The 12,289-nt window shown below is 63.2% G+C and carries 12 protein-coding genes; 6 read left to right on the forward strand and 6 right to left on the reverse strand.

Annotated elements, in window-relative coordinates:
* Position 1: 1 nt before the first annotated feature.
* Positions 2 to 1,486 carry a mannitol dehydrogenase family protein gene (locus IVB45_RS29560; RefSeq protein WP_247358385.1) on the forward strand — a complete coding sequence of 495 codons (1,485 nt, stop codon included), beginning with the start codon at positions 2 to 4 and terminating at the stop codon, positions 1,484 to 1,486.
* A gap of 100 nt (positions 1,487 to 1,586) precedes the next feature.
* Positions 1,587 to 1,994, forward strand: coding sequence for a nuclear transport factor 2 family protein (locus IVB45_RS29565; protein WP_027519831.1), 408 nt, complete (start codon positions 1,587 to 1,589; stop codon positions 1,992 to 1,994).
* A 24-nt stretch (positions 1,995 to 2,018) separates the two neighbouring features.
* Here IVB45_RS29565 and IVB45_RS29570 read toward each other — a convergent pair whose 3' ends face one another.
* The gene (locus IVB45_RS29570) at positions 2,019 to 2,780 is read right to left on the reverse strand and encodes an HAD family hydrolase (protein ID WP_247358384.1); all 762 of its coding nucleotides are present in this window, start codon (positions 2,778 to 2,780) and stop codon (positions 2,019 to 2,021) included.
* A gap of 145 nt (positions 2,781 to 2,925) precedes the next feature.
* Here IVB45_RS29570 and IVB45_RS29575 point away from each other — a divergent pair, with 145 nt between their 5' ends.
* Positions 2,926 to 3,777: an SDR family oxidoreductase gene (locus tag IVB45_RS29575; RefSeq protein WP_247358382.1), complete on the forward strand. Its 852-nt coding sequence runs from the start codon at positions 2,926 to 2,928 to the stop codon at positions 3,775 to 3,777.
* A gap of 120 nt (positions 3,778 to 3,897) precedes the next feature.
* On the forward strand, positions 3,898 to 5,163 hold the full coding sequence (locus IVB45_RS29580; RefSeq protein ID WP_247358381.1) for a serine hydrolase domain-containing protein: 1,266 nt from the start codon (positions 3,898 to 3,900) through the stop codon (positions 5,161 to 5,163).
* A 58-nt stretch (positions 5,164 to 5,221) separates the two neighbouring features.
* Here IVB45_RS29580 and IVB45_RS29585 read toward each other — a convergent pair whose 3' ends face one another.
* Positions 5,222 to 6,109, reverse strand: coding sequence for a dienelactone hydrolase family protein (locus tag IVB45_RS29585; protein ID WP_247358380.1), 888 nt, complete (start codon positions 6,107 to 6,109; stop codon positions 5,222 to 5,224).
* A 112-nt stretch (positions 6,110 to 6,221) separates the two neighbouring features.
* Positions 6,222 to 7,511 (reverse strand): MFS transporter, encoded by a 1,290-nt coding sequence (locus tag IVB45_RS29590; RefSeq protein WP_247359171.1) that lies wholly within the window; start codon positions 7,509 to 7,511, stop codon positions 6,222 to 6,224.
* Positions 7,512 to 7,936: 425 nt separating this feature from the next.
* Between IVB45_RS29590 and IVB45_RS29595 the strand changes: the two genes are divergently transcribed.
* Complete coding sequence (locus tag IVB45_RS29595) at positions 7,937 to 8,515, forward strand: MarR family transcriptional regulator (protein WP_027570502.1); 579 nt, start codon at positions 7,937 to 7,939, stop codon at positions 8,513 to 8,515.
* 13 nt (positions 8,516 to 8,528) lie between these two features.
* On the opposite strand, the gene IVB45_RS29600 is transcribed toward IVB45_RS29595, so the two are convergent.
* A complete protein-coding gene (locus IVB45_RS29600) occupies positions 8,529 to 9,533 on the reverse strand; it encodes a hypothetical protein (RefSeq protein ID WP_247358379.1) in 1,005 nt (334 codons plus the stop codon).
* Positions 9,534 to 10,352: 819 nt separating this feature from the next.
* Between IVB45_RS29600 and IVB45_RS29605 the strand changes: the two genes are divergently transcribed.
* A complete protein-coding gene (locus tag IVB45_RS29605; protein ID WP_247358378.1) occupies positions 10,353 to 11,123 on the forward strand; it encodes a response regulator transcription factor in 771 nt (256 codons plus the stop codon).
* 171 nt (positions 11,124 to 11,294) lie between these two features.
* On the opposite strand, the gene IVB45_RS29610 is transcribed toward IVB45_RS29605, so the two are convergent.
* Both IVB45_RS29610 and IVB45_RS29615 read right to left on the reverse strand, forming a co-directional pair.
* Positions 11,295 to 11,753: a hypothetical protein gene (locus IVB45_RS29610; RefSeq protein ID WP_018453988.1), complete on the reverse strand. Its 459-nt coding sequence runs from the start codon at positions 11,751 to 11,753 to the stop codon at positions 11,295 to 11,297.
* The gene (locus IVB45_RS29615; RefSeq protein ID WP_247358377.1) at positions 11,750 to 12,262 is read right to left on the reverse strand and encodes a flagellar biosynthesis protein FlgN; all 513 of its coding nucleotides are present in this window, start codon (positions 12,260 to 12,262) and stop codon (positions 11,750 to 11,752) included. The genes IVB45_RS29610 and IVB45_RS29615 overlap by 4 nt, the downstream gene beginning before the upstream one ends.
* Between the last annotated feature and the right edge of the window lie 27 nt (positions 12,263 to 12,289).

The following is a 12,289-nucleotide window of genomic DNA, read 5'->3' on the forward strand; positions in this document are numbered from 1 at the left end:
CATGCGCCTTGATCCAACGCGCCTTGGCCGCGCCAATCTCGATCGGCTGCCACCAGGTATCCGCCGCCCGGCCTACGACCGTTCGCGCGTCACCTCCGGCATCGTGCATCTCGGCCTTGGCGCGTTTCATCGCGCCCACCAGGCCGTCGTCATCGATAATTGCCTTGCGGCCGGCGCCACCTCGTGGGGCATCGTCGGCGCCAGCCTGCGCAGCCCTGACACACGCGACGCCCTCGCCCCGCAGGATCATCTCTATACGGTCGCCGTCCGTGCAGCCGAAGGCACCGAACACCGCATCATCGGTGCGCTGCTCGATAGCGTGGTCGCGCGCGAGAGCCCGGCACGACTGGTCGAGCGAATGGCCGATCCCGCCATTCGCATCGTCTCCCTCACCGTCACCGAGAAGGGCTACTGCCACACGCCGCAGACCGGCGATCTCGACGAGCGGCATCCTGATATCGTGCACGACCTCAACAATTTCGACGCGCCGCGCTCGGCTCCCGGCTTCATCGTGGCCGCGCTGGCGCGCCGGCGGGCCCTGGGCGCCCCGCCCTTCACCGTGCTGAGCTGCGACAACCTCGCCGCCAACGGCCACACCGTACAGCGGATCGTGACGCAATTCGCCGCGCTACGCTCGAAGGATCTCGGCAAGTGGATCGCGGATACCGCGGCCTTCCCCTCGACCATGGTCGACCGCATCGTGCCGGAGACGACGGATGGTGACCGCGATGCGGTTTCATCAGCACTCGGTTTGCACGACGCATGGCCGGTCATGACCGAGCCGTTCACGCAATGGGTGGTCGAGGATCGCTTTACGGCAGGCCGGCCCGACCTTGCCGCCGCCGGCGTCGAACTGGTGAACGACGTCAAGCCGTTCGAGTTGATGAAGCTGCGGCTGCTCAACGCCAGCCATTCGGCGCTGGCCTATCTCGGCTATCTCGCCGGCTACGAGACCATCGCCGACACCATGCAGGATCCGCATTTCGCGCGCCTCGCCGCGCAGGTGATGGAAGAGGCCGCGGTGACGCTGACGATGCCATCAGGCGCAGACCTGGCCGCCTATCGCGCCTCGCTGCTCAAGCGCTTCGCCAATCCGGCACTGCATCACCGCACCTGGCAAATCGCGATGGATGGCTCGCAAAAGCTGCCGCAGCGGCTGCTCGGCGCGATCCAGGATCGTCTCGCCAGGAACCTGCCGATCGCGACGCATGCGCTCGCGGTGGCCGGCTGGATGCGCTACGTCAGCGGCCTCGACGAGAAGGGCCGCACCATCGACGTGCGCGATCCGCTCGCCGCCGAGTTCGCCGATTTGGCGCGCGAGGCAGGTCCCATCGCCGAACGATTGGCGCCCGCGCTGCTCGGCGTCGCGAAAGTGTTCGGGCCGCTAGGCGCGGAGCCGCGCCTGCGCGAGGCCGTGACCGTGGCGCTCGGCCGACTCTACAAGGATGGCGCGCGACGTGCGGTGGAGACCCTGGTCTCGGTGTGACCACAAAACCGGCAGCAATGCTGCATTGCGGTCCAGAGCGAACGGAAAGTCGACGGAAGTCTTGCTTGATTTTTGCCTGTCATTGCCCCACCCGAGAGGCATGGCAAAGGACACCAAGGTGATCGCCGCGAACGCAGCGTTCTACGCCGCCTTCTCGACTGGCGATTTCGACGAAATGGAGCGGATGTGGGCGGACGATGACGCCATTTCCTGCATTCATCCCGGCTGGCCGGCCATCATCGGCCGGGCCACGGTGATCGGAAGCTGGCGCGACATCCTGCAGAGTCCGGAACGGCCGCAGATCGTCTGCGCGGAACCGCAGGCCATCGTCGATGGCGACAGCGCGCGCGTGCTCTGCATTGAGATCGTCGACGGCACGGCATTGGCTGCGGCCAACCATTTTCGGCGCGTCGGCGACGACTGGCGCCTGGTGCACCACCAGTCCAGCCCGATCGCGCAAATTGTCGAGCAAGCTGAGGACGATAGAGCGAGCCACCGCGTCCATTGAGGGCACTCGGCCCGCAGGCACATTCTACTGTGCATGGGGTTGTTTTTCAGTTTTTTTGTTTTGGCGCCTCACCCCGAGCCCAGACAGGTCATCCAGCACGACCCGCGCCTGGCTAAAATTGTCGTCCCGGAAGAACATGCTTCTGGTGATGAGCACGGGAATGTTCGCCCGCGCGGCTGCGATCAGCCCGTTGGCGGAATCCTCGATCGCGACGCAGTCGGGTGCGTTGAGCTTCAGCCGCACCAGGATCTCGAAATAGACATCCGGCGCAGGCTTTTTGTGCGGCACATCATCCCCGGCGACGATCGCATCAAAATCCGCGGCCCAGCGCTTTCCCAAAGCCTGCGACAGCAGCGCATCGATGTTGCCGTGCGACGTGGTCGTCGCGATCGCGAGCCGCTGGCCGCGCGCCTTGGCAGCAGCGAGGAGATCCGTCACCCCGGGCCGTAAGGGGCAGCAGCCGGTTTCGACCAGTTCGGCATAATGCGCGGTCTTGATGCGGTGGAGTTCCGCGATCTCCACATCTGACAATGGCGCGGCGATCCTCAGCCTTTCATGGTGGGCGCGGATCCGTTCCTTGCCGCCCGTAACCCGCAGCAGATCCTTGTAGACGGCCCGGTCCCATTGCCAGTCGAGACCGTGGCGGGCGAAGGCATGGTTGAAGGCCTGCCGATGCAGCTCTTCGGTCTCAGCCAAGGTACCGTCGACGTCGAAGATCAGCGCGGCGGCGCGGCGGATCAGCTCGGCGGCGTCACATGGCCTTATGGCGGGCGCTTCTGCCTGCATGATCTATACGTCCCTCCCGACGAGCGACCATCGCCTGCACAGGCGGGCGAGACAAATTGCAATATCTTTTGCCGGACCCAAAAATCTCTTATGAGCGGAGGCGCGCTGCGGCGCGAACGGGAACTCCGACCTGCAAGGAAGATGTATGCGTCTCTTTATCCTTGGCCTCGGCTACAGTGCGCAGCACTTCGTCCGCCTGTTCGGTGGCCGCTTCTCGCATATCGCCGGCACGGTGCGCGATCCCGCGCAGCGGGGCGATCTCGCCAACATCGAGGTGCATGCTTTCTCCGGCAGCAGTCCGGCACGCGAGACGATCGAACGCATGAGAGACGCGGATGTCCTGCTCGTTTCGATCCCGCCCGGCAGCGTCGGCGATCCCGCAATCGGGGCCTTCTCCGGCCTGCTGGCGGCGGGCGGCGACCGCAAGATCGTCTATTTGTCCACGATTGGCGTGTATGGTGGTCACGCCGGCGGCTGGGTCGATGAGAGCACGCCGCCGAAGGCGGACCTCGACCGCACGCGCATGCGGGTCGCAGCGGAACAGGCGTGGACCGACACGACCGGTGGCGACGCCGCGATCCTGCGGCTTGCGGGTATCTATGGCCCCGGCCGTAACGCGCTGGTGACGCTGCGCGCTGGAACGGCCCGGCGCATCATCAAGCCGGGACAGGTGTTCAACCGCATCCACGTCGACGACATCGCGAGCGCGATCATGGCCGCGATTCATCACCCGAGCGGCGGCACGTGGAACGTCTGCGACGACGAGCCGGCGCCGCCGCAGGACGTGATCGCTTACGCGGCGAAGCTGATGAACGTTGCACCGCCGCCGGAAGAGCCGTTCGAGACCGCCGAGATGTCGGCGATGGCCCGCAGCTTCTATGCGAGCAGCGCCCGCGTCTCCAACGCGAAAATGAAGCGCGAGCTCGGCGTCACGCTTGCTTATCCGACCTACCGCCACGCCCTCGAGGCGTTGTGGCAAGCGGAGGAAGGAGGATAGGGCTCCGGCATTCCCGGCGTCCTAGCCATGCCCTGCCCGCGCTTGACTTCGCGCCGGTGCGGTCGTGATCTAATCGCTGAGCGGGCCAATGCATAACGAGCCCGAGCTTGAGAGGATTCCATGAAGAACATCGCCATGATCGCCGCGACCGCTGCCGCCATCACGTTCGGCGCAGCGCGCGCCGCACCGCTGCCCGAAGCTAGTCCAGACGACGCCGGCTTCTCGAAACAAGGCCTTGCACGGCTCGACAATTTCTTCGCGCGTGAGATCGCCGCCAAGCGTGTCCCCGGCGCGGTCGTCGCGATCGCCCGTGACGGCAAGCTCGTGCACTACAAGGCCTACGGCATGCTGGATCCGGACAAGGGCACGCCGATGCCTATCGACGCGATCTTCGCGCTGGCTTCGATGACCAAGCCGATGGCCGCAGTCGCGGGCCTGACATTGATGGAGCAGGGCAAGCTGCCGCTCCAGGCCAAGCTGTCCGACTATTATCCCGGCTTTGCCGACATGAAGGTCGGCGTTCAGCAGGCCGACGGTTCATTGAAGCTCGAACCGCAGGCATCACCGATCTTCATTCATGACCTGTACCGACACACGTCTGGCCTGATGTACGGCGGCCGCCCGGACAGCGCGAGCCCGGTGGCACGGCAATATCCGGAAGGCACCGCGCCAGCGATCGAAGGTGACACTCAGGCCTTCATCGATCGCATCACCAAACTACCGCTGGCGCATCAGCCCTCGACCGAGTTCGAATACGGTTTCTCGATCGACGTGCTCGGCGCCGTCGTCGAGAAGGTGAGCGAGCAGAAGCTCGGCGACTATCTCGCCGCCAACGTCTGGCAGCCGCTCGGCATGAAGGACGCGACCTTCCACCCGACCGACGCACAGCGCCCTCGCCTCGCCCGCCCGTTCGCCAACGATCCGCTGACCGGCAAGCCGCAAGCCATTAAGCTTTTGGACACGCCGACAAAATTCGACTGTGGCGGCGCCTGCTCGTTCGCGACCGTCGGCGACTACATCCGCTTCGGACAGATGCTGCTCGACGGCGGCGACCTTGACGGCCAGCGCATCCTCGGTCCCAGGACCGTGCATCACATGACGACCAATCATCTCGGCCCGGAGATCAAGAACAACGTGGCGAACATCGAGCCGCATCGCGCCGGGTTCGGCTTCGGCCTCTCGGTCGCGGTCCGCACCAGCGAGGGATTGTCGTCGGTCCCCGGCAATCCCGGCGAGTTCACCTGGAACGGCGCGTACGGAACGCAGTTCTTCTGCGACCCCAAGGAGCGTCTCGTGGTCGTGGTGGGAACGGCGGCGCCGGGCGAGCTGCGGAAATATTATCGCGAACAGGTTCAGGACATCGTTTATGGCGCGATGGTGAAGTGAGATCGACGCCTTGGAATAAAAAGGGCGGCCGCTCGGGCCGCCCTTTTGAAGATCGGCGTCAGCTCAGGACGCCATACTTCTTGAACCAGGCCTGCGCCTGTTTCCAGGCATCTTCTGCGGCGTCCTTGCGGTAGCTGCCGCGGTAGTCGGCATGGAAGCCGTGCGGCGCTTCCGGATAGATCTTGAACTCGGCTGTCTTCTTGTTCTGCTCCAAGGCTGCCTTGAGCTGCTCGACCTGGGCGACGGGAATGCCGGTATCGGCGCTACCATAGAGGCCGAGCACCGGTGCCTTCATCTCGGGCGCGAGCTGCATCGGGCTTTTCGGCCACAGCGGATTGGCTGGATCGACCGGCGGACCGTAGAAGGCGACGCCGGCCTTGAGGCTGCCGCTGTGAGCGGCATATTCCCAGACGGTGCGTCCGCCCCGGCAGAAGCCGATGATGCCGAGCTTACCGGTGTCGCCGCCTTGCGATCCCGCCCACGCCACCGTCGCATCGAGATCGGACAGCAGCTCGGCGTCCGGCTTGGCATTGACGATCGGCAGCAGGTCCTTGATCTCGGTGACCTTGGTCAAATCGACGCCCTTACGGAAATAGTAGTCGGGCGCGATCGCGAACGCGCCGAGCTTGCCAAGGCGCCGCGTCACGTCCTTGATGTATTCGTGCAGGCCGAAAATCTCCATCGCCACGATGATCACCGGCGCCTTGGTGTCGCCGGCGGGGCGGGCGAAATACGCAGGCATCTCCTCGGAACCGACCTTGATCTTGGCGTCCCCGGTCCGGAGGCCGCTGGTGTCGGTCGTGATCGCCTCGGCGCGCACGGGCCCGGCCGCAAGCGTGTAGCCGGCGGCGACGGCTGCGGTGGCGCTCATGAATCCGCGGCGCGAGACCGGGGCGACCTTGGTCAGCCCGACGACGTCGGATGTCATGGTGGTTTCGATACTCATCGGTTAATCCTTCCTGATGCGCGGCCCTGATCCTTCAGGCGCGCATTCGCCAATAATTGCCGGTGAAACGCAAATCACCAGCCTGCGAGCGCGCCACTTTCGGGGCTTGTTTTCAGATCTTGGTCTGACGCTGTTTCACCGGCGCAGTCTCGGGCATGAGGCTCATCGCGACAAGTCCAACGATCGCCGCAAGCAGCAGGTACCAGGCCGGCGCCAGCGGATTGCCGGTGACGTGGAGGAGCCAGGTGACCACGAGCTGCGCCGTCCCGCCGAAGCTGGCGATCGCGACCGCGTAGACGGTCGCGAACACGCCGCCGCGGATGTTCTGGGGCAGCGCTTCGGTGAAGGTCGCGTAGAACGCAGTGAACGGCAGCGAGCCGATGACGGACAGAACACCGAAACCAACCAGGAGCGACAACGCGCCGGGGGCATGGACGATCCAGAGGAAGGTCGGGTAGGTCAGCAGCAGCGTTGCGAGCTGCGGCCAGATCATCACCGGCTTGCGACCGAGACGATCCGCCAGCCAGCCCCCGACCAGCGCGCCAACAAACTGGATGCCGTTGCTGACCAGCGACACGGTGAAAGCCAGGGTCGATGACACATGCAGCGTATTCTGCGCATAGGTCGTCATATATTGGGTGACGTAGGTCGAGATCGTGCCGCTTGCCAGGATCATCAACGCAAGTCCGATGATGCCAAGGTGCCGTCTCGCCTGCGAAAGATGACCGGTGTGCTCGACGGTGCCGGCACCGGCTTCGGCCTGCGGGATCGTCTCGGGCAGCGTCCGGCGCATCCAGAAGCCGAACGGCAGGCACACCGCCCCGATGAGAAACGCCACCCGCCAGCCATAGGCGTCGAGCATCTCCGGCGCCATCGTCCTGCTCAGGATGACGCCGACGAGCGCGCCCGCGGTCGCGGCGATCTCCTGGCTCGCCGGCTGCCAGGCCACCACCAGCGCGCGATGCTCGGGCGGAGCGATCTCGATCAGATAGGCGGTGGTCGGTCCAACCTCCCCGCCCAGAGCAAAGCCTTGCGCCATACGCGCCGCGATCACGATGACGGGCGCAGCAAGGCCGATCGTTTGATAGGACGGCGTGAGCGCGATAGTCAGGATCGATAGCCCCATGAGCGCAAAGCTCAGCAGCATGGCAGGCCGCCGGCCGATCCGGTCGGAATAGATCCCAAGCACGATTCCGCCGATCGGCCGCGTCACGAAGCCGGCGCCGAAAGTCGCCAGCGACAGCATCAGGCTGCCGTACTCGCTTCCCGTCGGGAAGAAGGTATGGCCGATCTGGATGGCGAAGAAGCTGTAGGTGATGAAGTCGTAGAATTCGAGCATGTTGCCGACGGTGGCGGCCAATGCTGCGCGCTTGACGCTGAACGGCTTCACTTGCTCGATCACGGACGACACTCTGGCATTCCCGGGCTCGATCCTATTTCGATTTGACCGCCTGGCCCCATTGCAACGCAACATCCATTAACCGCAAACGGTGGTTCGCTCGCGCCCCTTTCCGCCGGCCCGAGTTGCGGCCGATCCGCCTGCTCGCGCGATTCGAAGCGCATCACGCAATAAATGGGCTTTGCGGTGGTCGCAACGACACATCATGTTGCACGCACATCCCACGCTATCGGAATTTGCGCGTACTCCGCGGTCATTTGACTGAAATTTTCAGAAGAGTTGAGCCGGGCGATTTACTCGAACTTTCTTCGCGACGCTCTAGTTCCACGACCGGAAGGTTCCACCTCTTTGGGGATCCTCCTTATCCGCCGCCCGGATTGCGCTACCAAAAGCTCAATTGAATTAAGATTTACCGACCTGGAATTGAAATGAACTTGGCTCGCGAATCGATTGAACTGCTGGAACAGGTCGCCCGGATCCTGTGGTTCGAAGGCACCAAGCACGGCTTGCGTGACCGCGAGTGGATGGCGCTGCGTTTCCTTTCCCGCGCCAACCGGTTTTCCAGGACGCCGTCGGCGCTCGCGAGTTACGTCGGCACCACGCGTGGTACCGCCTCGTTCATCATCGGCGAGCTGGAGCGGCTCGGATATCTCGAGCGAAAGCGCTCGGCCCAGGACAAGCGGTCGGTGATGCTGAGCGTGACACAACAGGGCAAGAAGTTCCTGGTGCGCGACCCCGTCAACGTCCTCGTCGAGGCCATCGCCGTGCTCGAGGGCGAGGCGAAGGTCAGCTTCCGCGACGCGCTCCGCCACGTGCTGGATCAGTCGGACGCGGCCGAACAGCGGCACCATACCGACGTCTGCAAGCGATGCATCTTCCTCCGCGAAGATCGCACCACCACGGACAGCAGGACGACGGCCGAGTTCAGCTGCCGCCTGTTTCGGGCGCCGATCGCGGAGGCGGAGGTCGATCTGCTATGCACCAGCTTCGAGCATCACCGCAAATAGAAGTGGCCCTCGATCAGGGCGTGGCCTTGCGTGACGAATAGATGACGCCCCCGCTGGACTCGACCACCAGACGTCCGTTCTCGTTTTTGATCTCCTCGATACGGCCAAGGCCGGGCACCTGCTGTCCCAACACCGCCTCGACGACGCCGTTCGGGCCTTGCAGGATCGCAATCCCCTCATAGGCCTGGCGGACCGACCAGCCCTTGACCGTCTTGCGCAGCGCCGAGATGCGCTCGGACGGTGCTACCGATCCCGTGATCTCGGGCGTAGCGGCCGAGGCCATCATTGGCATTGGCTGTGTGGCGACGGGCGCCGGAGCCTGGGCCTGCACCTGGGCAAGCTTGTCGAGCTTCACCGTAGAGGACGAGCTCACCCGTTCGATGCGATCCAGATTTTCGCCAAACCGGCCAAAACGGTCATTGGTCGCCTTGCTCGATTGATCGACCGCGGTGCGCAGGCCGTCGAGATTGTCGGACACGCCCGACACCTGCCTGCGCAGTTGCGCCACCGTCTCGCGCAGGTTCCTGATCTCAGTATTGGCCGCGACGTTGCTCTGGGCGGGCTGCGTGGTGAGATAGGCGATTACGCCGGTGCAGGCACAGACGACCAGGATCGCAGCAACCGCCAATGTCGCGAGCGGCACGACCCATGTCGGGCGCGGCGGCAGCGGTTTGGCCACGATCACGGCCGGCTTGATCACGATGGGCGTAGGCTTGGAGATTGCCATCTTGTCGAGGCGCGCCTTGGCGCGAATACGCTTCAGACCCTCGAGCGCCTCTTTCGCCAGAGTTTCATCGTTCGCTGCTGCCGACGCGGGCTTGGTGCTCGCAGCGGGCTTGGTATTCGCGGCAGGCTTGGTATTTGCAGTGGGCTTGGTATTTGCAAAAGACTGGGTATTTGCAAAAGGCTTGGCCGTCGGCGCCACATTGTCTCTGGCATCGCGCGTCTCCGCAGCCGGTTTCGCCGCTGCGGAAACATCGGCGGTCGCGTTGGGACGAGCTTGTCCATCGGACAACATGCGAGAATGCTCCGTTCGGTTCGATCTGTCGAACGGTGACATTATTTGCCGAAGCTTGCCTGAAACGTACGTATCGAAAACTTTTCATCACGCGCGATGCGACGTCACATGAGTCAAACGCGTCACGCACGTGGCGAGAGTGCGACTCGAAAGACACACCCTCGCCAAGATTTCGCCAAGCTGGAGTCGCCTCGCCATACATGAGTCGAATTGTCGCATGTGGGCAGACGATGACGAGAGTCAATCCCGGGTTGAAAACCCACCGATGTGCGTTAAGCGCAGCACCACCCAAAATGTCTGTAATCATACGGGGATGCGGAACTTTAGAACCGCCAGGGTGCAAAACTAGTTCGAATTCCAAATCAACTGATGCGATTGAATATACAAAGAAACAACTCGAACCAAACAAACAGCATCAAGCACGTGTAGCAAACGCTTAGTTGCGCACGCTTGATCGGAAATCGGCAATTGTTACGGTCCTACTCAAGTGATTCTCGCCAGTTGGCGAGGGGATTGACACAGTACAGTAGCGTTCGGATGCAATGAGCAACTTGGCGCAACTGTTCTAGGTCGCTTTCTCAATCCGCTCCGCGAGGTGATCCGCAAGACACCCGCCGAGCCTCACGCAGTAAGCGTTCAGTATCGAGTCGAAGTAGCAGGCCTGCGAGACGCAGGCACTGAATGCGTAGGGCTGCCCGCGAATATCGAAACCATAATAAGGGTTCGCGGGATGGAATATCGTCAAACAGCACAGTTGCCGAGCCGGGCATCACAACAAACAACCGGCCGAAACAAGTGCGAAACAGGGGCGAAAAACTGATGTATATTATCGTTGATGATCGCGAGAGCGTCACGAACAGCTATGTCGGAGGGCTCGTTCGCGAAGGTGTATCGTCGATCGGCTTCTCCTCCGGAGAATTCTGGGACTGGCTGCAATCTGCGAGTGAATCGGATCTGGCCGCGGTGGACGCCTTCCTCCTCGGGGATTGCGACACCCGCGGAAGCCTGCCGCGGGCGATGCGCAAGCGCTCCTCGGCCCCTATCATCGCCATGAGCGGCCAGAAGATGCTCAAGAACACGCTGGAGCTCTTCGAGTCGGGCGTCGATGACGTCGTCCACGTGCCGATTCACCTCCGCGAGATCCTCGCCCGAACGGCCGCGATTGCGCGCCGCCGGGTCGGGGAACTGCCGAGGCCCTGCGAGACCAGGATCCAGGTCTTCTTCAACGGACGTGACCCCGAGATCGCTGGCCACGCCCTCACCCTGCCCCGCCGCGAACTGCGCATTCTCGAATATATGGTCAGCAACCACGGCAAGTGGGTCACCAAGACGCAGATCTTCAACGCGGTCTATGGCATCTTCGAAGCGACATTCGACGAGAGCGTGATCGAGAGCCACGTCAGCAAACTGCGCAAGAAACTCCGCGACCGCCTCGGCCTCGATGCAATCGTGGCCCGGCGTTACGTCGGATACCGCCTCGACATCCCGGCCGGCGAGACCATCGACGTGCCGATGCAGGAGCTCGACGAAGTCGGCATCCTGCTGAACAGGGCGCATACCGCCCCAGTGGCGTATCCGGCCGGAAACTGATCGGCAGGGCGCTGCCACGAAACCGACAACGGCCTCTGCGAACCACCTTCGCAGAGGCCGTTGTAGTTTCTGACGTCAACGGCGAATAGAGCGCGGCAGTACCGGCGCTGCGGCTCGCGTGTAAGTATATTCTAGAGGCTCGCTTCTGATTAAATCAGAACCGGTAATGCCCTAGGGCTTCTGCTGGAATTCTTCCTTCGACACGTAATTGAAGTCCTCGACAAGGACGTCCTGGACGACTTCGGCCTGCATTCGCTCGTTGACACGCTGCTTGATGGCCGTCGTGAGGATGGAGAGGTCGTAACGGGCGAGCTTTCTGAAATCGAGGCGGTCGTCGGCATAGATCCTGCGGAAGGCTTCATCGACGACGAACGGCTCGGGCGGAACGTTGAGCTGGTGCATGGTCCGCGCCTCTACGGTATAGACGAAGCGCGCGACGATGTAGCCCTGCACGTTGCCACTCTCGACCATCGGCACGCTCAGCGCCCGCGTCTTCTGGTACTGCAGCCCGTCAAGATATTCGTCCTTTGCCGGCAGCAGGCTGCCATTTTCCTTCCAATAGGCCACGGCATAGCTCGTTCCCGCGGTGAGGATGCATACCCAGAGCCCGGCCAGCACGAGTCTGATCATTTTCCGTCCTGTGCTGCGCGACCGGTATAGGTGCCGTCCGACTCGGCGTCCTTGATGGCCTTGACGATGATGGTCGCAACCTCGCGCACCGCATCGTAATGCATTTCGAGGATGGAACGGTTTCGCTCGAGCTTCTCGCGCAGCCGCTGGACCTCCTCGGTGATCTCGAGCTCGCCGCCGAGGTGCATTCGTGCCCGCATCAGGCGGACGAATTCCAGCATGCTCCGGCTCTTCCGGGCGCTGAACTCGTCGAAGTCGATCTTCTTGCCCGTCGCGAGCGCAGCCGTCTCCTCTTCGACGATGCCTTCGAGCCGGCGGATCGCAGCCAACAGGCCGCGCACCTCGTCCGATCTCGCCGCCTCCGCACCGTCGTTCGCCACCTCGCCACCGACATTCGGCAGCAGCACGGGCAACAGGGCATCCCCCGAAATGGCCGCCGTCGTCATCGCCTCGGTGTCCACGGCCGGCTGCTCCATCACCATGGCCGCCGCGCCTTCTTGTGCCTGCATAGGAAATTCACCCTTCAACTTCTGTCA

This window comes from Bradyrhizobium sp. 4 (assembly GCF_023100905.1).
GTDB lineage: Bacteria > Pseudomonadota > Alphaproteobacteria > Rhizobiales > Xanthobacteraceae > Bradyrhizobium.

Excerpts from the sequence above, each read along its gene's own strand:
- IVB45_RS29560 (WP_247358385.1), top strand. The coding sequence starts at position 2 with ATGCGCCTTGATCCAACGCGCCTTGGCCGCGCCAATCTCGATCGGCTG.
- IVB45_RS29565 (WP_027519831.1), top strand. The coding sequence starts at position 1,587 with ATGGCAAAGGACACCAAGGTGATCGCCGCGAACGCAGCGTTCTACGCC.
- IVB45_RS29570 (WP_247358384.1), bottom strand. The coding sequence starts at position 2,780 with ATGCAGGCAGAAGCGCCCGCCATAAGGCCATGTGACGCCGCCGAGCTG.
- IVB45_RS29575 (WP_247358382.1), top strand. The coding sequence starts at position 2,926 with ATGCGTCTCTTTATCCTTGGCCTCGGCTACAGTGCGCAGCACTTCGTC.
- IVB45_RS29580 (WP_247358381.1), top strand. The coding sequence starts at position 3,898 with ATGAAGAACATCGCCATGATCGCCGCGACCGCTGCCGCCATCACGTTC.
- IVB45_RS29585 (WP_247358380.1), bottom strand. The coding sequence starts at position 6,109 with ATGAGTATCGAAACCACCATGACATCCGACGTCGTCGGGCTGACCAAG.
- IVB45_RS29595 (WP_027570502.1), top strand. The coding sequence starts at position 7,937 with ATGAACTTGGCTCGCGAATCGATTGAACTGCTGGAACAGGTCGCCCGG.
- IVB45_RS29600 (WP_247358379.1), bottom strand. The coding sequence starts at position 9,533 with ATGTTGTCCGATGGACAAGCTCGTCCCAACGCGACCGCCGATGTTTCC.
- IVB45_RS29605 (WP_247358378.1), top strand. The coding sequence starts at position 10,353 with ATGTATATTATCGTTGATGATCGCGAGAGCGTCACGAACAGCTATGTC.
- IVB45_RS29610 (WP_018453988.1), bottom strand. The coding sequence starts at position 11,753 with ATGATCAGACTCGTGCTGGCCGGGCTCTGGGTATGCATCCTCACCGCG.
- IVB45_RS29615 (WP_247358377.1), bottom strand. The coding sequence starts at position 12,262 with ATGCAGGCACAAGAAGGCGCGGCGGCCATGGTGATGGAGCAGCCGGCC.